Consider the following 18,858-nt stretch of genomic DNA (forward strand, 5'->3'; position numbering starts at 1 on the left):
GGTTCTTGTCCGCCATGGTGTCCAGCACCCACCAGCCGACCAGCCCCAGGACGACGACGAACAGGACGGTGTAGAGCCTGTTGCGCCGCCGGCGGGTCCTCAGCTGGTCTCGGTGATCTCGGGCGCGGGCTCGTGCTCGTAGCCGGCCGGGCCGAAGTTGTCCTTGACCGCCTGCTCCCAGGAGCCGTCCTCGACCATCTTCTTCAGCGCGTCGTTGATCTTCTTCTGGAGCTCGGTGTCGCCCTTCTTGAGGCCGATGCCGTAGTTCTCGTCACTGAGGCTGAGCCCGGCGAGTTTGAACTTGCCCTTGTGCTCGTCCTGCGCGGCGTAGCCGGCGAGGATGGCGTCGTCCGTGGTCAGGGCGTCGACGACCTTGTTCTCCAGGCCGGTCAGGCACTGGGAGTAGCCGCCCTGCTCATCGAGGTCGGCCTTGGGCGCGAGCTCGTTCTTGACGTTCTGCGCGGAGGTCGAGCCGGCGACCGAGCAGAGCTTCTTGGAGTTGAGGTCCTTGGCTTCCTTGATCGACGTCTCGTCGGTCCGGATCAGCAGGTCCTGGTGGGCGAGGAAGTAGGGGCCGGCGAAGCTGACCTTCTCCTTGCGCTCATCGGTGATCGAGTAGCTGGCGACGATGAAGTCGACGTCCCCGCGCGAGATCAGGTTCTCCCGCTCGGCGCTGGGGGCTTCCTTCCACTCGATGTCCTTCTCGTCGTAGCCGAGCTCCTTGGCGACGTACTTCGCGACATCGACGTCGAAGCCGGTGAAGTCGCCGTCCGGGGTCTTCAGACCGAGGCCCGGCTGGTCGAACTTGATACCGACGGTGATCGTTTCGTCGCCGCTGTCACTGCCGCCGCCACAGGCGGTGGCGGTGAGGGCGAGGACGACTGCGGCGGCGGCAGCGGTGCCGGCCTTGCGGAGTTTCATGAGCGAACTTCCTCACGGTGATCGGTAACGGGATGTTCTGCCGGGCCGGGCCCAGGGGTGTCGGGCCCGGCTCAGTGGTGGAGGATCTTCGACAGGAAGTCCTTGGCGCGGTCGCTGCGCGGGTTGCTGAAGAACTGGTCCGGCTCCGCCTCTTCGACGATGCGGCCGTCCGCCATGAAGACGACGCGGTTGGCGGCGGAGCGGGCGAAGCCCATCTCGTGGGTGACGACGACCATGGTCATGCCGTCCCGGGCGAGCTGCTGCATGACCTCCAGCACCTCGTTGATCATTTCCGGGTCGAGGGCGGAGGTCGGCTCGTCGAAGAGCATGACCTTGGGGTCCATCGCCAGGGCCCGCGCGATGGCCACGCGCTGCTGCTGGCCTCCGGACAGCTGGGCGGGGTACTTGTCCGCCTGGTTGGCCACGCCCACCCGGTCGAGCAGCGCACGGGCCTTGTCCAGGGCGGCCCTCTTGTCCGCCTTCCGGACCTTGAGCTGGCCCAGCATGACGTTCTCCAGCACCGTCTTGTGCGAGAAGAGGTTGAAGGACTGGAACACCATGCCGACGTCGGCCCGCAGCCGGGCCAGTTCCCGGCCCTCGGCGGGCAGCGGCTTGCCGTCGATCGTGATGGAGCCGGAGTCGATGGTCTCCAGCCGGTTGATCGTGCGGCACAGCGTCGACTTGCCGGACCCGGAGGGCCCGATCACGACGACCACCTCGCCGCGCGCGATGGTCAGGTCGATGTCCTGGAGCACGTGCAGGGCGCCGAAATGCTTGTTGACGTTGTCCAGCACGACCAGTTTGTCCGTAGTGGCCACGGCGTCCTTGGTCACCGGTACTTCGGTCATCGGCTTCTTGCTCCATCCTCCTCGGTTGCAGAGGACCCTAGTGAGCGCTGCCGACCAGCGTCATTACATCTGAGCGGAAATTGAGGATAACGAAACGGCCACGCATGACAGCGGAGAGTAGCGGTCCGGCGACAGTCGCCGCATCATGCTTCCGGCCCGCTACCGGGTCCGTAACGATGTCCGCCGGAGAGCCCGTCCTCTCCGCTCATCGGGTACGAATCGGTCTGTATGCCGGGTCCTGTCCGCGTGGGCCGGCCCACACCGCCGAAGCGCCCGAACCGGAAGGGGGCCCCTTGAGACTGCTCCTCGTCGAGGACGACGACCACGTCGCAGCCGCCCTGTCCGCGGTGCTGACCCGGCACGGATTCGCCGTGACGCACGCCCGCAGCGGCGCGGAGGCGCTCCAGGCGCTGCTCCCCGGCGCCTGCGCCCCCTTCGGAGTGGTACTGCTCGACCTCGGGCTGCCCGACCAGGACGGTTTCGAGGTCTGCGGCAGGATCCGCAAGCTCACCACCACCCCTGTGATCATGGTGACGGCGCGCGCCGATGTGCGTTCCCGGATACACGGACTGAACCTCGGCGCCGACGACTACGTCGTCAAGCCGTACGACACCGGCGAACTGCTGGCCCGCATCCACGCGGTGTTCCGGCGCACGGTCCCCGGCGAGAAGGCCGAGCCGGCCGCCGCCGCCGGACCGGCGCCGGACGCACTGCGGCTCGGGCCGGTACTCATCGAACTGCCGACCCGGCGGGTCGCGGTGGACGGCGTGACCGTCTCCCTGACCCGCAAGGAGTTCGATCTGCTGGCCCTGCTCGCGCAGCGCCCCGGCGTCGTCTTCCGGCGGGAGCAGATCATCAGCGAGGTCTGGCGCACCAGTTGGGAGGGCACCGGCCGCACGCTGGAGGTGCACATCGCCTCGCTCCGCTCCAAGCTGGCGATGCCCGCCCTGATCGAGACGGTGCGCGGCGTCGGCTACCGGCTCGTCGAGCCGGCGGCCTGAGGCTCACGGGACCGGGCCCGGGTGCGCACACGACTCCTTCCACTCCTCATCGTCCTCATGGCGGGAGTCCTGCTGGCACTCGGCTTTCCGCTGGCGGCGAGCCAGGCCGCCGCCGAGCAGCAGCGGGTGGTCGTGGACCGGATCGACGACACCGCCCGCTTCGCCGCTCTCGCCCAGTTCGTGGCGGCCCGGCCGGAAGCGGAGGAGACGGGCGAGACCGGTGAGCCGGAGGACGCGGGCGGCCGGCGCGCCGCGCTGGCCTCCCGGCTGCAGCGCTACCACGAGCTGTACGGGATCAGGGCCGGGGTCTTCTACCGCGACCGCGAGGCCATGGCGGTGGCCCCGGCCGGCTGGAAGGCCGCCGGCGGCGGAGAAGGCGGCCAGGCGTTCCGGGAGGCGCTCGCGGGGCGCCGCAGTCACAACCCGGCGCAGGTCTGGCCCTGGCAGCGGGACCGGCTCACCATCGCCTCCCCGGTGGTCCACGAGGGCGACGTGATCGCCGTGGTCGTCACCGATTCGCCGACCGGGCAGATGCGCTCCCGCATCCTCCGCGGCTGGCTGCTCATCGCCGCGGGGGAGTCGGCGGCGATGCTCCTCGCGATCGGCGCCGCCATCCGGCTCACCGGCTGGGTGCTGAGGCCCGTACGCGTGCTCGACGCCGTCACCCACGACATCGCCACCGGCCGGATGCACTCCCGGGTCGCCGTCTCCGGCGGACCGCCCGAACTGCGCCGGCTCGCACGGTCGTTCAACGAGATGGCCGAGACCATGGAGGACGTGCTCGAACAGCAGCGCGCCTTCGTCGCCGACGCCTCGCACCAGCTGCGCAACCCGCTCGCCGCGCTGCTCCTCCGCATCGAGCTGCTGGCCCTGGAACTCCCGGACGGCAACGAGGAGATCGCCTCCGTCCGAGCGGAGGGCAAGCGGCTCGCCCGGGTCCTCGACGACCTGCTCGGTCTCGCCCTCGCCGAGCACGCCGACCCGGACCTGCGGCTCACGGACGTCGCGGACCTGGTGGTGGAGCGGGTGGACTCCTGGCGCCCGGTGGCCGACCGCGCGGAGGTCGGCCTCCGCTACGAGGGCCCCGCCGGAGCCACCGGCTGGGCCGACCCGGTGACGCTCTCCAGCGCCCTGGACGCCGTGGTCGACAACGCCCTCAAGTTCACTCCCGGCGGCGGGGACGTCACGGTCGGCGTGGAGGCCGTCGGGGACACCGTCCGCATCACCGTGGCCGACGGCGGCCCCGGTCTCACCGCCGGGGAACTGGACCGCATCGGCGACCGCTTCTGGCGCAGCAACCGGCACCAGAACATCTCCGGATCGGGGCTGGGCCTGTCGATCTCCCGCGCGCTGCTGGCCGCCGGAGGCGCCTCCCTCGGCTTCGCGCCCAACGAGCCGCGGGGCCTGCGCGTGACGATCACCCTGCCGCGGACCGCACCCCCGGACCGTCCGCAGTGGGCGGAGCGCAGGACGTAGAACGCGCGCTGCCCGGGCGCGCCCGGAGGGTGCGCGCCGCCGCCCTCAGGACTTCACGGAGCGGTAGTAGCGGCCGGCGCCCTCGTGGAGCTCCAGCGGGTCCGTGAAGACCGCCGTCCGGAGGTCCACCAGCTGCGCCGCGTGGACGTCCCGCCCGATCTCGTCCCGGCTGTCGATCACGGTGCGCGTGATGGCCTCGGTGAGGCCCGGATCCGTACGTTCGGTGGTGACCAGGAGATTCGCCACCGCGACGGTCTTCACGGGCTGTCCGCGCTGCACCTCCGGGTAGGCGTCGGCGGGCATCAGCGCGGACCGGTACTGCCAGGAGTCCGGCCCCTGCCGGTGCAGTTCGTCCACCAGGTCGCCGAGCTGCACCAGCCGGATGGGGAAGCCGTCCGCGAGGTCCGCCACGGCCGTCGTGGGCAGCCCTCCGGACCAGAAGAACGCGTCGATCCTCCCCTCGCGCAGCATGCCGGGCATCTTGTCGATCCCCACCGGCACCGCGGTGATGTCCGCGTCGGGATCGAGCCCCGCCGCCCGCAGCAGCCGGTGGGTGATCAGGCTGACACCCGAGCCGGGCTGGCCGATGGCCACTCGCCTGCCGCGCAGTTCCCGCGCGCTGCCGATGTCCGAGCCCCGGGGGACCACGAGCTGCATGTAGTCGTCGTAGAGCCGCGCGCAGGCCCGCAGTGACGCGGCGTCCCCCGGGTTCACGTCCTGGTACGCGGCCACGGCGTCGGCCGCGGCGATGGTGAAGTTGGCCCGGCCGGAGACCAGCCGCTGGAGGTTCTGCACCGATCCCTCGCTGGCGCGCAGCCGGACGTCGACCTCCGGAAGGTCCTCCGCGAGCCGCTCCTTGAGCAGCTTCCCGTAGAGCGAGTAGACGCCCGTGGGGACGCCCGTGCTGAACGTCATCGTGCCCCGCGCGGGCGGATCGTCGCGCACCGGCAGCAGCCACCACGCCAGCAGCGCCAGCCCCGTGCTGCAGGCGAGCGCGATCAGGGCGGCGCGGCGCTTGCCGATACGGGACGGTGCGGGAGCCATGCGGGCAATCCTGCCAGCCCGCCCCTGCCGGGACCAGGGGCGTCCCGGACCGGGCTGCCCGGGCTCCCGGAAGCCCGGGGCGGAGCGGGAGCCCGACCCCGTACCCTGGTGGGCGAGATGAGCGCGAAGACCTACGAGGTGCGCACCTACGGGTGCCAGATGAATGTCCACGACTCCGAGCGGCTCTCCGGTCTTCTGGAGGACGCCGGATACGTCCGCGCGCCCGAGGGCGGTGCCGAGGGCGAGGCCGACGTCGTCGTCTTCAACACCTGCGCGGTGCGGGAGAACGCCGACAACCGGCTCTACGGGAACCTCGGCCGGCTCGCCCCGGTGAAGGCGAAACGGCCGGGCATGCAGATCGCCGTCGGCGGCTGCCTGGCCCAGAAGGACCGGGACACCATCGTCAGGAAGGCCCCCTGGGTCGACGTGGTCTTCGGCACCCACAACATCGGCAGTCTGCCGGTGCTGCTGGAGCGCGCCCGCGTCCGGGAGGAGGCGCAGGTCGAGATCGCCGAATCGCTGGAGGCGTTCCCCTCGACCCTGCCCACCCGCCGCGAGTCCGCCTACGCGGCCTGGGTCTCCATCTCCGTCGGCTGCAACAACACCTGCACCTTCTGCATCGTCCCCGCGCTGCGCGGCAAGGAGAAGGACCGCCGGCCCGGCGACATCCTCGCCGAGGTGGAGGCGCTGGTGGCCGAGGGCGTCACCGAGATCACCCTGCTCGGCCAGAACGTCAACGCCTACGGCTCCGACATCGGCGACCGCGAGGCGTTCTCCAAGCTGCTGCGCGCCTGCGGGGCCGTCGAGGGCCTGGAACGGGTCCGCTTCACCTCGCCGCACCCCCGCGACTTCACGGACGACGTCATCGCCGCCATGGCGGAGACGCCCAACGTCATGCCGCAGCTCCACATGCCGCTGCAGTCCGGCTCCGACCGGGTGCTCAAGGCCATGCGCCGCTCCTACCGCCAGGAGCGCTACCTCGGCATCATCGAGAAGGTCCGGGCCGCCATGCCCGACGCCGCGATCTCCACGGACATCATCGTCGGCTTCCCCGGGGAGACGGAGGAGGACTTCGAGCAGACCCTGCACGTGGTCCGCGAGTCCCGCTTCGCCCAGGCGTTCACCTTCCAGTACTCCAAGCGCCCGGGCACCCCGGCCGCCACGATGCCGGACCAGATCCCGAAGGAGACCGTCCAGGCACGCTACGAGCGGCTGGTCGCCCTCCAGGAGGAGATCAGCTGGGAGGAGAACGGGAAGCAGACCGGCCGGGTGCTGGAAGTGCTGGTCGCGGAGGGCGAGGGCCGCAAGGACGGTGCCACCCGCCGGCTCTCCGGCCGCGCCCCGGACAACCGCCTGGTGCACTTCACGCGCCCGGAGGAGCCGGTCCGCCCCGGTGACATGGTCACCGTCGAGGTCACCTACGCGGCCCCCCACCACCTCCTCGCCGAGGGTCCGCCGAAGGCGGTCCGGCGCACCCGCGCGGGCGACGCCTGGGAGCGGCGGAACGCCGCGCCGCCGGCCGCGTCCGGGGTGATGCTCGGCCTTCCCACGGTCGGCGCCCCGCCGCCCGACCCGGCCCCGGCCGCGGGCTGCGCGCGCGACTGACGGCCGGCGCGGTGACCGGTCCCAAACCGCGGCGTGACGGTGCGGGCGGTGCCATCCGCCGTCCGGTGCGGCGGCCCGGGCTCCGGCCCGCCGCCCGCCGGACCCGGTGCCCCGCGCCGCCCCCGGGCCCGGACCGGTCCGCTTGCTAGGGTTCCGGCCATGCTCGTCGCCGCCGCCGTGTGCCCGTGCCCGCCGCTGCTCGTCCCGGAGGTCGCGGCCGGGGCCGCCGCCGAACTCGACGGACTGCGGGCCGCCTGCTACGACGCCGTCGCCGTGCCGGCCGCCGCCCGCCCGGACCGCCTGGTGGTGATCGGCCCCGCCGAGCAGGCCGGCCGCGGCCCCCACCCGCAGGGCGCCCCGGGCTCCTTCCGCGGGGTCGGCGTCGACCTCGGGGTGCGGCTCGGCCCGGCGGACGGCCCGCCCGCCTCCGAGCGTGTCCTGCCGCTCTCCCTGGCGATCGCCGGCTGGCTCCTGGAACGCACCCGCTGGGCCGCGGCCCCGGTGGAAGGGCTCGGGGTCGGCGAACCGCTGTCCGCGGACCGGTGTGCCGAGGTCGGCCGGGAGATCGCCACGGGCGCCGAGCGTGTCGCGCTGCTCGTGATGGGCGACGGCAGTGCCTGCCGCTCCGTACGGGCCCCCGGCTATCTCGACGAGCGCGCCACCGGATTCGACGCCGGAGTGGCCCGCGCGCTCGCGGCGGTGGACACGGCGGCGCTGATGGCCCTCGACGAGGAACTCGCCCACGAACTCAAAGCGGCGGGCCGGGCCCCCTGGCAGGTGCTCGCGGGCGCGGCGGAGGGCGCGGAGCTCAACGGGGAACTGCTGTACGACGAGGCCCCCTACGGGGTCGGCTACCACGTCGCCACCTGGTCCTAGCGTCCTCCGCGCTGCCGTCCGCTCCGCCGGGAGCCGGGGGCGCGCCCCGGATGTTTGCGAGACTGGAGCGGTGAAAAGCACAGAAGGCGCGCCCCGAGTGATCGCTGTCGTCGGCCCCACCGCGGCCGGGAAATCCGATCTGGGCGTCGGTCTCGCCCTGCGGCTCGGCGGCGAGGTCGTGAACGCCGACTCGATGCAGCTGTACCGGGGGATGGACATCGGCACGGCCAAGCTGACCCCCGCCGAGCGCCGCGGTGTGCCCCACCACCTCCTCGACGTCTGGGACGTGACCGAAACCGCCAGTGTCGCGGAGTACCAGCGGCTGGCCCGCGCGGAGATCGACCGGCTCCTCGCCGAGGGCCGTCCCCCCGTGCTGGTGGGCGGTTCCGGCCTGTACGTGCGCGGCGCGCTCGACGCCCTGGAGTTCCCGGACACCGACCCCGCCGTACGGGCGCGCCTGGAGGGAGAGTTGGCGGAGTCGGGCCCCGGCGCCCTGCACGCCCGGCTGGCCACGGCCGATCCCGCGGCCGCCCGGGCGATCCTGCCGGGCAACGGACGGCGCATCGTCCGCGCCCTGGAGGTCATCGAGATCACCGGCCGGCCCTTCACGGCCAGCCTCCCGGGACCCGAGCCGGTCTACGACACGGTTCAGATCGGCGTGGACGTCGGACGGCCCGAGCTGGACGCCCGGATCGCCGCCCGCGTCGACCGGATGTGGGCGGACGGTCTCGTCGCGGAGGTACGGGAGCTGGAGGCCGCCGGCCTGCGCGAGGGCCGCACCGCCTCACGGGCGCTCGGCTACCAGCAGGTGCTCGCCCACCTCGCGGGGGAGTGCACCGAGGAGGAGGCGCGCACCGAGACGGTACGCGCCACCAAGCGCTTCGCGCGCCGCCAGGACTCCTGGTTCCGCCGGGACCCGCGAGTGCACTGGCTGAGCGGTGCGGCCGACCGCCGCGGGGAACTCCTGGGGCAGGCGTTGACGTTGGTCGAACGAGCGGTCACAGCCTGATCACGTGATGGCATCGGGACGCTCCGCGCGTCCTCAGCGGCCCGGCGGGCGTGCCATCATCGAGCTCTGATCGCATGGTGACGTCGAGTTGGGAGGGCACGTGGCGATGGAGGCCGGCCCTCGTGACAGATCACACTCCGTGGAGGGCCCCCCGGGGTTCGACGGAGGCCCGGCGTCGCTGGCCCCCGACGGGCCGGAGGACGACGGGACCGCTCCGGAGGGCGGCGAGTCCTTCCGCGAGATCCGCCCCCAGCGGCGGCTGCGCATCTGGCAGCTCGCGCCGATCGTGGCGCTGGGAGCCCTCGGCTCACTGATGTTCGCCTTCCCGCTGGCCTTCGCCTTCGGCGACGGCGGCGCGGTCGTCGCCATGCTGGGTCTGCTCATCAGCTGCTGCGCCGCCGGATGGAGTGTGATGGCGGCCCGCCGGGCGGGGCTCACCTGGCCCGGCCTGCCGGCGCCCGGCTCCGGCGGCCGGCCCGACTGGCGGGTCGCGGCCCTCTACGCCCTGTTCGTCGTCACGGTGGCCCTGCTCTGCCTGTGGCGCGTCGCCCGGCTCCGCTGACGGGAACCCCGCCCGCCCCTTCCGTCCCGCGAGGTGCGCCCCGGCCGGAGCGGGCGGCCCGGCCGGAGCCGTAGGATCGGACGGGTGAGCACCGCACCTCTCGTCTTCCTCAAGGGCCACGGCACCGAGAACGACTTCGTGATCCTGCCCGACCCGGAGAACCGCCTCGACCTGCCTCCGGCGGCCGTCGCCCGGCTCTGCGACCGCAGGGCCGGCATCGGCGGCGACGGGCTGCTGCGCGTCGTGCGCTCCGCCGCCCATCCCGAGGCGGCCGGCATGGCCGGTGCCGCCGAGTGGTTCATGGACTACCGCAACAGCGACGGCAGTGTCGCGGAGATGTGCGGCAACGGCGTGCGGGTCTTCGCCCGCTATCTGCAGCGTGCCGGGCTCGCGGGCGAGGGCGATCTGGCGCTGGCCACCCGCGCCGGCGTGCGCCGGGTGCACATCGCCGAGTCCGCGGAGGACGGCACCCCGGGCGACATCACCGTCGGCATGGGCAGTGCCCGGCTGCCCGCGGGCGAGGTGTCGGTGACGGTGGGAGAACGCCGCTGGCCGGCCCGCAATGTCAACATGGGCAATCCGCACGCCGTCGCGTTCGTCGAGGACCTGGCGCACGCCGGGCGGCTGCTCGAACCGCCGCCGGTGGCGCCGGCGGCCGCCTACCCCGACGGCACCAACGTGGAGTTCGTCGTCGACCGCGGCCCCCGCCATGTGGCGATGCGCGTCCACGAGCGCGGATCCGGCGAGACCTGGTCCTGCGGCACCGGCGCCTGCGCCGTGATGGTCGCGGCGGCCCGCCGGGACGGCGCCGATCCGGCGGTCACGGGACGGCCCGTGACGTACACCGTGGACCTGCCCGGCGGGCGGCTGATGATCACCGAACATCCCGGCGGCGCCGTCGAGATGACCGGACCCGCCGAGATCGTGGCCGAGGGCACCCTCGACGCCCGCTGGCTCGCAGCCGTTCTCCCCTGATCTTCGCTCGATCGGGTGGTGTGAGCCACGGGGCGCGACCACTGGACCGCACTCCGTGATGGGGTCGGTGGCATCAAGCGCCGGTCCGGGCGCCCGTCGGCCTCCGGGGCACGCGGGCGCCGTCCCGGCCGGCCGAGTCGCCGGAGGTGCCCATGTGCGCAGAGGCCGCGAGCCCCGTCCCTCCCGTCCGCAGGCGCGGCCGCCCCCGTCTTGACCTGCGCAGGCTGGGCCACGCGGCGCTGCGCGGCCCGGCCCCCCGCCATCCGCTGCCGGACGCGATCGAACATGTGGCCAAGGTGCACCGCGCCCACCACCCGGGCGCCGACCTCGACCCGCTGCGCCGCGCCTATCTCCTGGCCGAGTCCTCGCACCGCGGGCAGACCCGCAAGAGCGGCGAGCCGTACATCACGCACCCGCTCGCCGTCACCCTGATCCTCGCCGAACTCGGCGCCGAGACCACGACGCTGACCGCCTCCCTGCTGCACGACACCGTCGAGGACACCGAGGTCACCCTGGAGCAGGTCGGCGAGGAGTTCGGCGAGGAGGTCCGCTATCTCGTCGACGGCGTCACCAAGCTGGAGAAGGTCGACTACGGGGCCGCCGCCGAGCCCGAGACCTTCCGCAAGATGCTGGTCGCCACCGGCAACGACGTCCGGGTGATGTCCGTGAAGCTCGCCGACCGGCTGCACAACATGCGCACCCTCGGCGTCATGCGTCCCGAGAAGCAGGCCCGGATCGCCCGCGTCACCCGGGACGTCCTCATCCCGCTCGCCGAGCGCCTGGGGGTGCACGCCCTCAAGACCGAGCTGGAGGACCTGGTCTTCGCGGTCCTGCATCCCGAGGCGTACGAGCGCACCCGCCGCCTCGTCCGGGAGCGCACCGCCCGCCCGGGTCCGCTGGAGGCCACCGCCGAGCGGGTGCGCGCGGTGCTGCGCGAGGCGGGCATCGCCGCCGAGGTCCACGTCCGCCCGCGGCACCTGGTCTCGGTGCACCGGGTGCGGCTGGGGCGCGGCGAGCTGACGGGGGCCGACTTCGGCCGGCTGCTGGTCCTGGTCGCCGAGGACGCCGACTGCTACGCCGTCCTCGGTGAGCTGCACACCTGCTTCACCCCGGTGGTCTCCCAGTTCAAGGACTTCATCGCGGCGCCCAAGTTCAACCTCTACCAGTCCCTGCACACCGCCGTGGCCGCCCGGCAGGACGGCGAGGTCACCGAGGTCCTGGTGCGCACGCACCGGATGCACCGGGTGGCCGAGGCGGGCGTGGTCGCGCTGGGCAATCCGTACACCGCGGACGGGGGTCAGGACGGCGCCGAGGCCCCGGACGGCGAACGCACCGACCCGACCCGGCCGGGATGGCTCTCCCGGCTGCTCGACTGGCAGCGGGACACTCCGGACCCGGACACCTTCTGGGCCTCGCTCCGTGAGGAGCTGGCCGAGGACCGCGAGATCACGGTGTGCGAGGCGGGCGGGTCCACGGTGGTCCTCCCCGCCGGCGCCAGCTGCGTGGACGCCGCCTACGCACTGCACGGCGGCGGTGCCCACTCCTGCATCGGCGCCCGGGTCAACGGCCGGCTCGCATCGCTGGCCTGCGCACTGCGCGACGGCGACACCCTGCAGCTCCTCATGGCGCAGGACGGTGCCTCGGGCCCCTCCCCGGAGTGGCTGGACTGCGCCCGGACCCCCGCCGCGCGCATCGCCATCAGCGGCTGGCTTGCGGCGCACCCGCCGGCGGCCGCCCGGGAGACGGCGCGGAGCCGCCCGGCCGGGCCCACGGCCCCGGAGCCGGCCGGCCCACAGCACGGGTCGGCGGGCGGGGGACCGGGCGGCGGCTGCCGGGTCACCCTGCTCGCCGAGGCGTTCGGCCGGCCCCGGCTCCTCGCCGAGCTCACCGAGACCATCGCCCAGCAGGGGGCCGCCGTCGTCTCGGCCCGTGTCGACCCCCCGCACGAGCAGCGGGTCCGGCACACCTACACCCTGCGGCTCGCCGGTCCGGCCGGACTGCCGGCCCTGGTGCGGGCGATGCGGAGGGTACCGGGGGTCTACGACGTCAGCCGGATCGGAGCGCCGCCCGCCGCCGGCCCCGGGGCGGACCCCGTCCCCGCCGACGGCCCGACGGCCCGACCGTCGCGGAGCCCCGCCGGGTGGCCCGGGCCCGGGGGGAAGCCCGCACGGGGCCGTAAACCGGGATGACGGGCTGCCCGGCCCGTGGGACGATCGTCGCACCGGCACGGCCGCGGGCCCGGGAATCCCCCGGGCGCCCCGGGCGTTGTTCCCGGCAGGAACTCCCCATCGACGTAAGGATCAAATGACCCCCTCTTCCTCTCCTTCCCAGGACACCGAGCGCTTCGCGCGTACCTCCTCGGCCAGTCTCCGCGCCGACGCCCTGATGGAAGAGGACGTCGCCTGGGGTGACGAGTTCGACGAGCAGCGTGACGGCGAGCAGTACGACCGCAGCGAACGCGCGGCCCTCCGCCGGATCGCCGGTCTGTCCACCGAGCTGGAGGACGTCACCGAGGTCGAGTACCGGCAGCTGCGCCTGGAGCGCGTCGTGCTGGTCGGCGTCTGGACGTCCGGTACGGCGCAGGACGCCGAGAACAGCCTGGCCGAGCTGGCGGCCCTCGCCGAGACCGCGGGCGCCCTGGTGCTGGACGGTGTGATCCAGCGCCGCGACAAGCCGGACCCGGCCACGTACATCGGCTCCGGCAAGGCCGTGGAGCTCCGTGACATCGTGCTGGAGACCGGGGCGGACACCGTCGTCTGCGACGGTGAGCTCACCCCCGGCCAGCTCATCCACCTGGAGGACGTCGTCAAGGTGAAGGTGGTCGACCGGACCGCGCTGATCCTCGACATCTTCGCCCAGCACGCCAAGTCCCGTGAGGGCAAGGCGCAGGTGTCCCTGGCACAGATGCAGTACATGCTGCCCAGGCTGCGCGGCTGGGGCCAGTCGCTCTCCCGCCAGATGGGCGGTGGCGGCTCCGGTTCCTCCGGTGGCGGCATGGCCACCCGTGGTCCCGGTGAGACCAAGATCGAGACGGACCGGCGGCGAATCCGCGAGAAGATGGCGAAGATGCGCCGGGAGATCGCGGAGATGAAGACCGGCCGTGACGTGAAGCGGCAGGAGCGCAAGCGCAACAAGGTGCCCTCGGTCGCGATCGCCGGCTACACCAACGCCGGCAAGTCCTCGCTCCTCAACCGCCTCACCGGAGCGGGAGTGCTGGTGGAGAACGCCCTGTTCGCCACCCTCGACCCCACGGTGCGCCGGGCGGAGACGCCCAGCGGGCGGGCCTACACCCTCGCGGACACCGTCGGGTTCGTCCGGCATCTGCCGCACCACCTGGTCGAGGCGTTCCGTTCCACCATGGAGGAGGTCGGTGACGCCGATCTCATCCTGCACGTGGTGGACGGTGCGCACCCGGTCCCGGAGGAGCAGCTCGCCGCCGTCCGCGAGGTGATCCGCGACGTGGGCGCGCAGGACGTGCCCGAGATCGTGGTCGTCAACAAGGCGGACGCGGCGGATCCCCTCGTCCTCCAGCGGCTGCTGCGGGCCGAGAAGGGCGCGATCGCCGTGTCGGCCCGTACCGGTCAGGGCATCGGTGAGCTGCTCGCGCTGCTCGACGAGAAACTGCCGCGGCCGCGGGTCGGCATCGAGGCCCTGGTGCCGTACACGCAGGGCGGTCTGATCTCCCGGGCGCACGCCGACGGCGAGGTGATCTCCGAGGAGCACACCGGGGAGGGCACCCTGCTGAAGGCGCGGGTCCACGAGGAGCTGGCCGCCGAGCTGGCGCCCTACGCCCTCGCCGGTCGGCGCTGAAGCCGGAGGCTCCGGCGGACAAACAGCCGTACGCGGCCCAGTGAACGGCGGAAGGCCGCCCCTCTTCCGGGGGGCGGCCTTCCGCCGTCTGCCGCCGCCCGCCCGCTACGAGGCGAACTTCCGGCTGACCGAGTCGAAGACCGCCTTGGCTCCCGTACCGAGCTGCGGACCGGCGAGCCAGCCGCCCGCCACCGGGCCGATGGACGTGTTCGACACCAGCGCCGTCTCGTTGTTCACCGTGGCGAACCAACCGCCGCCGGAGGAGCCGCCGGTCATGGTGCAGCCGATCCGGTACATGGTGGGCTGGTCCTCGAAGAGCGAGAGCCGGCCGGGCGCGTCCACACAGGAGAACATCCGTACGCCGTCGAACGGAGGCGCGGCCGGGTAGCCCCAGGCGCCCATGGAACGGATGTCCCCCACCGAAGGGGTCTCGAAAGCGACCGGCAGCGCCGCGCCGACGGTCTCCTCCAGGGACCTGCCGCTGCCCTCCTCCGGCTTCACATGCAGCACGGCGTAGTCGTACGGGGCCCCGGCGCCGCCCTCCTGCGCGCCCTGGGAGATCCACTCCTGGGAGGTCGAGGCCCAGTCCGACCACCAGATGCCGTAGGGGGCGACCTGCTCGCGCGGAGTGTTGGCGATCTGCTCCGCCGGCACCTCGTTGTCGTTGTACGAGGGCACGAAGACGATGTTGCGGTACCAGCCGCCCTGCTGCCCGGCGTGCACGCAGTGCCCGGCCGTCCACACCATGTTCGACCGGCCCGGGTTCGCGGGGTCCTTCACCACGGTGCCCGAGCAGACCATCGACCCCTCGGGACCGTCGAAGAACACCTTGCCGACCGGCGCCGCGTTCCGGTGGTACGGGGTGTCCACCCGCTGGGCCGGCACCGGCTCGGGCGTCGGGTCGGTGACGCCCTGCGCCTCCGCCACGTCGGTGGGGACGGTCTTCTCCGGGACGTCGGCGTCCTTCATCCGGTCCGGTTTCCAGAGGTCGTCGATGACCGGGTTGATGAACTCGTTGGCCTCCCGCAGCCAGTCGTCCTTCTGCCAGTTCTTCCAGTCGCCGTTCCGCCACTTGTCGAGGTCGAGACCGAGCTCCTTGAGGCGGGAGTTCAGGTCGTCGGGCAGGGCGAGGTCGTTCTCGCCGCCGCCCTGGCCGGCGGTCGCGGCGGTCGGGTCGCCCCCGTTGCCGTCCGTGGAGCCGCACGCTGTCGCGGTGACCGCCAGCACTGCGGCGAGCGCGGCCGCGGCGAGTGCCGGCCTGCGTATCGATGCCATGGGTGGAACTCCCCGTTGAAGTCCGGAAGATGGAAAGGTCGTGGACGCCGGCAAGGCTGTCGGACCCCCACTATGCCGTGCCGCTGAGGACGCCCCCGGCCGGGGCTCCGGTTCCCGCGGCGGCCGCCAAGGATCTCCGCGGCAGCCGTGATCTCCACCCTTCGCCCTCGTTGTACATACGGGGAAACGCCGGTCGGCGTTCACGGGAGACCGATCACCGCGGCTGCCGCACGAACCCCGCGTGGGCGGTGCGGGGCGCGCCGTGCGGCGGGGCGCATCCCTCCGGTGCCGGTTCCCCACCGGTGGACGCGGCCGTCGTTCCCCCCGCCCGCCGGCCGGAGCCTTCCCGGTGGGCCCGCGCCGACCCGGGGCGGCCCGCGCCGCCCCGGGGTCCGGCCGGGCCGGGGCGGCCAGCCCTCGCGACCCTGCCACGAAGGAGACAGGCGCCACGCCCGCGGACCGACCGGGCCGGCCGCGCCGACCGGACATGAACGCAACCGCCAGCGGGCCCGAGGCGCCCGCCACCACCGCCCACCCCTCCGCGTCCGTGACGCCCGCGTCCGCCACCCGCACGACCCAGGCCCCTGCCGTCCCGCCCGCCCTCCTCCCGGCCCAGGGCGCCGCCACCGCCGGCCCCGGGCCCGGCCGCCACCACCACGATCCGCTGGACCGTCCCGATGCCGGCATCGCCGCCGACACGGCCGCCGCCGAGAACCTTCTGCGCTGCTGGGTCCGGGAGACCAACACCCCGGCCCCGGCCGGGGACACCCTCCGGATCCCGCTCGCGGCCTGCGGCACCGCGCTCCGGGTGCCGGTCCACCACTGGTCGGCCTGCGGCTGGCACCGGTTCGGCACCCCCGTCCTGGTCGGCGCGCCGGAGGACTCCCCGGCCGTCGACGCGGTGACACTTGCCGTGCTGCTCGTCCGCGAGGCGCGGTACGGCGGACGGGGGCGGTCCGGCCGGAGCGACGGTGCCGACCTCGTGGGGCGCGTCGCCGACTCCGTCCGCCGCACCGCGGCGTTCCTCACCGCCCGGCGGACCGCCCCGGGGGCTGCGGCCGGAACCTCGCCCTTCCTCGACGGCGAGCAGTCCCTGCTGTTCGGGCACCCGCTCCATCCGGCCCCCAAGAGCCGCGAGGGTCTCTCCGACACCGAGGCGGCGGCGTACGCGCCCGAACTCCGGGGCGCCTTCCCCCTGCACTGGTTCGCCGCCGACCCGTCCGTGCTGGCCGCCGACTCGGCCTGGACCGAACGCGGCCGGACCGTTCCGGCCGAGCGGCTCACCGAACGCCTGGCCGGTCCCGGCGCCGGTCTCCGCGCCGGAGCTCCGGACGGCACCGTTCCGCTGCCGTTGCACCCCTGGCAGGCACACACCCTGCGGCACCTCCCCGCCGTCGCCGAGCTGTTCGCCGGCGGCCTGCTGCACGATCTCGGCGCGCACGGCCCGCTCTGGTATCCGACGTCGTCCCTGCGGACCGTGTACCGGCCGGACGCCCCCGCGATGCTCAAGCTCTCCCTCGGCCTGCGGATCACCAACTCCCGCCGCGAGAACCTCCCCAAGGAGCTGCGGCGCGGCGTCGAGGTGCACCGGCTGCTCCGCACCGGACTGGGCGCACGGTGGCAGAGCGCGCATCCGTCCTTCGACCTCGTCCGCGACCCCGCCTGGCTGGCCGTGCACGGCCCGGCCGGCGAACCGGTCCCCGGCCTCAACACGGTGGTCCGGCACAACCCCTTCCGCCCCGGTGACGACGCCGTGTGCGTCGCCGGGCTGGTCTCACCCCGCCCCTGGCCCGGCAGCGACGGCCGCGGCGTACCGCCCGTGCGCTCCCGCCTCGCCCGGGTGCTCGACCGCCTCGCCGCCCGCACGGGCCGGCCGCCGGCGGCCGTCGCCACCGAGTGGTTCCTGCGCTATCTGGAGACGGTTGTCCGCCCCGTCCTGTGGCTGGACGGCACGGCGGGGATCGCGCTGGAGGCCCACCAGCAGAACACGCTCGTCCTGCTGGACGCGGAGGGCTGGCCCGCGGGCGGCCGCTACCGCGACAACCAGGGGTACTACTTCCGGGAGTCGCGCCGTGCCGAACTCGACCGCCGCCTCCCCGGCATCGGCGCCGCGACCGACACCTTCGTCCCCGACGCCGTCGCCGACGAACGCTTCGCCTACTACCTGGGCATCAACAACGTATTCGGCCTCATCGGGGCGTTCGGCTCCCAGCGGCTCGCCGACGAGCGGGTCCTGCTGGCGGCGTTCCGCCGCTTCCTCGGCGACGCGGCGCTCCACGGCACCGGCTCCGGCGACGCGGTCTCCCCGCTGCCCCGTCTGCTGCTGGAGTCCGGCACCCTGCGCTGCAAGGCCAACCTCCTCACCCGGCTGCACGGCCTGGACGAACTGGAAGGCCCCGTCGACGGCCAGTCCGTGTACGTGACCGTGCCCAACCCCCTGGCGGGGTCCGGGGCATGACGCGGCAACACGGCCGCACCGCCTCCGGGGCGCCCGGGGCGGCGCACCCGCCGGTCTCCAGCACCGCCGACACCGTCGACCTGCGCCTGCCGGCCGGGGTCGCGGACGGGGTCTCCGGCGGCGCTGAGGGCGGCGGCGAGGGCGGCGGCGAGCGGACGGCCGGACGCCCGTGGCTCCGGGCGGCTCCGGTCGGCGGCGCGGCGGACGCGTACGGCCTCCGCACGGGGAACGCCCGCGGGGCGCCGGGTACGGAGCGTTCCGCGGGGCCGCCGCCCGGCCGTGAGCTGCTCGGCGATATCGCGGCCTGGGGGCCGGTGGCCGTGCGGACCGGCTCCTTCCGGCTGGTCCCGGTCCGCGCCGACCCCGATCTGCCGCTCGTCTCCCGCTGGCTCGGCGATCCCGCGGCCGTCCTCCCGGCCCCGGAGCCCCCGGGGCCCGCGGATTCCGCGGCCCGTCCGGATCCGATGGAGGCCGCCGCCCGCCGTCTCCGGGCCCAGCACGGCGGCGACGGCCGCAGCGTCCCCTGCCTGGGCCTCCTCGACGGCGTACCGATCAGCTACTGGGAGGTCTACCGCGCGGACCTGTCGCCGCTCGCCCGCCACTACCCGACCCGCCCGCACGACACCGGCGTACGGCTCCTCATCGGCGCCGCCGCCGACCGCGGACGGGGACTGGGCAGCGCCCTGCTGCGCGCGGTTTCCGGCCTCGTCCTCGACAATCGGCCATCCTGCACCCGAGTCGTCGGCGAACCCGACCTGTGCGACACACCGTCCGTGGCAGCCTTTCTCCGTGCGGACTTCCGTTTCTCGGCCGAGGTGGACCTCCCCGGCAGACGCGCCGCCGTGCTGATCCACGACCGTTTCCCGCACGGCCCCCGGTGACGCGCGCCTGTGACCGCCCCGGCCCCGGTCCGCGCACCGCCCGTCCGTCCCGTCCGGCACCCCGCCCTCACCCCCCCGCCGCATCTCCCGCTACCACTCGGCCCGTCCCCGTTCCGC

Annotated in this window: 15 protein-coding genes; 11 read left to right on the plus strand and 4 right to left on the minus strand. The window is 73.9% G+C overall.

Annotated features, from left to right (window positions below; genetic code table 11):
- Positions 1-99 precede the first annotated feature (99 nt).
- Complete coding sequence (locus KBZ10_RS13335; RefSeq protein WP_210987809.1) at positions 100-921, minus strand: glutamate ABC transporter substrate-binding protein; 822 nt, start codon at positions 919-921, stop codon at positions 100-102.
- Positions 922-992: 71 nt separating this feature from the next.
- Positions 993-1,769: an amino acid ABC transporter ATP-binding protein gene (locus KBZ10_RS13340; protein ID WP_210987810.1), complete on the minus strand. Its 777-nt coding sequence runs from the start codon at positions 1,767-1,769 to the stop codon at positions 993-995.
- 293 nt (positions 1,770-2,062) lie between these two features.
- Here KBZ10_RS13340 and KBZ10_RS13345 point away from each other — a divergent pair, with 293 nt between their 5' ends.
- Both KBZ10_RS13345 and KBZ10_RS13350 read left to right on the plus strand, forming a co-directional pair.
- Positions 2,063-2,770, plus strand: a complete 708-nt coding sequence (locus tag KBZ10_RS13345) for a response regulator transcription factor (RefSeq protein ID WP_210987811.1) — start codon at positions 2,063-2,065, stop codon at positions 2,768-2,770.
- A 21-nt stretch (positions 2,771-2,791) separates the two neighbouring features.
- Entirely contained in the window at positions 2,792-4,246 is a 1,455-nt protein-coding gene (locus KBZ10_RS13350; protein ID WP_210987812.1) for a HAMP domain-containing sensor histidine kinase, read from the plus strand.
- 45 nt (positions 4,247-4,291) lie between these two features.
- Here KBZ10_RS13350 and KBZ10_RS13355 read toward each other — a convergent pair whose 3' ends face one another.
- On the minus strand, positions 4,292-5,290 hold the full coding sequence (locus KBZ10_RS13355; RefSeq protein ID WP_210987813.1) for a TAXI family TRAP transporter solute-binding subunit: 999 nt from the start codon (positions 5,288-5,290) through the stop codon (positions 4,292-4,294).
- A gap of 117 nt (positions 5,291-5,407) precedes the next feature.
- Here KBZ10_RS13355 and miaB point away from each other — a divergent pair, with 117 nt between their 5' ends.
- The 7 genes from miaB (at position 5,408) to hflX (ending at position 14,127) form a co-directional block, all read left to right on the plus strand.
- Entirely contained in the window at positions 5,408-6,895 is a 1,488-nt protein-coding gene (gene miaB, locus KBZ10_RS13360; protein WP_210987814.1) for a tRNA (N6-isopentenyl adenosine(37)-C2)-methylthiotransferase MiaB, read from the plus strand.
- Between the two features lie 159 nt (positions 6,896-7,054).
- Positions 7,055-7,771 carry a class III extradiol dioxygenase subunit B-like domain-containing protein gene (locus KBZ10_RS13365; RefSeq protein ID WP_210987815.1) on the plus strand — a complete coding sequence of 239 codons (717 nt, stop codon included), beginning with the start codon at positions 7,055-7,057 and terminating at the stop codon, positions 7,769-7,771.
- Positions 7,772-7,841: 70 nt separating this feature from the next.
- The gene (miaA, locus tag KBZ10_RS13370) at positions 7,842-8,780 is read left to right on the plus strand and encodes a tRNA (adenosine(37)-N6)-dimethylallyltransferase MiaA (RefSeq protein WP_210987816.1); all 939 of its coding nucleotides are present in this window, start codon (positions 7,842-7,844) and stop codon (positions 8,778-8,780) included.
- Positions 8,781-8,880: 100 nt separating this feature from the next.
- Entirely contained in the window at positions 8,881-9,342 is a 462-nt protein-coding gene (locus KBZ10_RS13375) for a hypothetical protein (protein WP_374223346.1), read from the plus strand.
- An 84-nt stretch (positions 9,343-9,426) separates the two neighbouring features.
- Entirely contained in the window at positions 9,427-10,317 is an 891-nt protein-coding gene (gene dapF, locus KBZ10_RS13380) for a diaminopimelate epimerase (RefSeq protein ID WP_210987817.1), read from the plus strand.
- Positions 10,318-10,469: 152 nt separating this feature from the next.
- Positions 10,470-12,506: a bifunctional (p)ppGpp synthetase/guanosine-3',5'-bis(diphosphate) 3'-pyrophosphohydrolase gene (locus tag KBZ10_RS13385; protein WP_210987818.1), complete on the plus strand. Its 2,037-nt coding sequence runs from the start codon at positions 10,470-10,472 to the stop codon at positions 12,504-12,506.
- A 115-nt stretch (positions 12,507-12,621) separates the two neighbouring features.
- Entirely contained in the window at positions 12,622-14,127 is a 1,506-nt protein-coding gene (gene hflX / locus KBZ10_RS13390) for a GTPase HflX (protein WP_210987819.1), read from the plus strand.
- 105 nt (positions 14,128-14,232) lie between these two features.
- Here the strand turns inward: hflX and KBZ10_RS13395 are convergent, their stop codons facing one another.
- Positions 14,233-15,402: a serine protease gene (locus KBZ10_RS13395; RefSeq protein WP_210987820.1), complete on the minus strand. Its 1,170-nt coding sequence runs from the start codon at positions 15,400-15,402 to the stop codon at positions 14,233-14,235.
- 487 nt (positions 15,403-15,889) lie between these two features.
- On the opposite strand from KBZ10_RS13395, the gene KBZ10_RS13400 reads away from it, so the two are divergent.
- Both KBZ10_RS13400 and KBZ10_RS13405 read left to right on the plus strand, forming a co-directional pair.
- A complete protein-coding gene (locus KBZ10_RS13400; protein ID WP_210987821.1) occupies positions 15,890-17,860 on the plus strand; it encodes an IucA/IucC family siderophore biosynthesis protein in 1,971 nt (656 codons plus the stop codon).
- Complete coding sequence (locus KBZ10_RS13405; RefSeq protein WP_210987822.1) at positions 17,857-18,741, plus strand: GNAT family N-acetyltransferase; 885 nt, start codon at positions 17,857-17,859, stop codon at positions 18,739-18,741. Before KBZ10_RS13400 ends, KBZ10_RS13405 begins: the two co-directional genes overlap by 4 nt.
- The last annotated feature ends 117 nt before the right edge of the window (positions 18,742-18,858 follow it).

This window comes from Streptomyces sp. F63 (assembly GCF_018070345.1).
Classification (GTDB): Bacteria; Actinomycetota; Actinomycetes; order Streptomycetales; family Streptomycetaceae; genus Streptomyces.

What these genes read in the sequence shown, in the direction of transcription:
- KBZ10_RS13400 (WP_210987821.1), top strand. Translation starts at nt 15,890, where the DNA reads ATGAACGCAACCGCCAGCGGGCCCGAGGCGCCCGCCACCACCGCCCAC.
- KBZ10_RS13335 (WP_210987809.1), bottom strand. Translation starts at nt 921, where the DNA reads ATGAAACTCCGCAAGGCCGGCACCGCTGCCGCCGCCGCAGTCGTCCTC.
- KBZ10_RS13385 (WP_210987818.1), top strand. Translation starts at nt 10,470, where the DNA reads ATGTGCGCAGAGGCCGCGAGCCCCGTCCCTCCCGTCCGCAGGCGCGGC.
- KBZ10_RS13340 (WP_210987810.1), bottom strand. Translation starts at nt 1,769, where the DNA reads ATGACCGAAGTACCGGTGACCAAGGACGCCGTGGCCACTACGGACAAA.
- KBZ10_RS13405 (WP_210987822.1), top strand. Translation starts at nt 17,857, where the DNA reads ATGACGCGGCAACACGGCCGCACCGCCTCCGGGGCGCCCGGGGCGGCG.
- KBZ10_RS13355 (WP_210987813.1), bottom strand. Translation starts at nt 5,290, where the DNA reads ATGGCTCCCGCACCGTCCCGTATCGGCAAGCGCCGCGCCGCCCTGATC.
- hflX (WP_210987819.1), top strand. Translation starts at nt 12,622, where the DNA reads ATGACCCCCTCTTCCTCTCCTTCCCAGGACACCGAGCGCTTCGCGCGT.
- KBZ10_RS13395 (WP_210987820.1), bottom strand. Translation starts at nt 15,402, where the DNA reads ATGGCATCGATACGCAGGCCGGCACTCGCCGCGGCCGCGCTCGCCGCA.
- miaB (WP_210987814.1), top strand. Translation starts at nt 5,408, where the DNA reads ATGAGCGCGAAGACCTACGAGGTGCGCACCTACGGGTGCCAGATGAAT.
- KBZ10_RS13365 (WP_210987815.1), top strand. Translation starts at nt 7,055, where the DNA reads ATGCTCGTCGCCGCCGCCGTGTGCCCGTGCCCGCCGCTGCTCGTCCCG.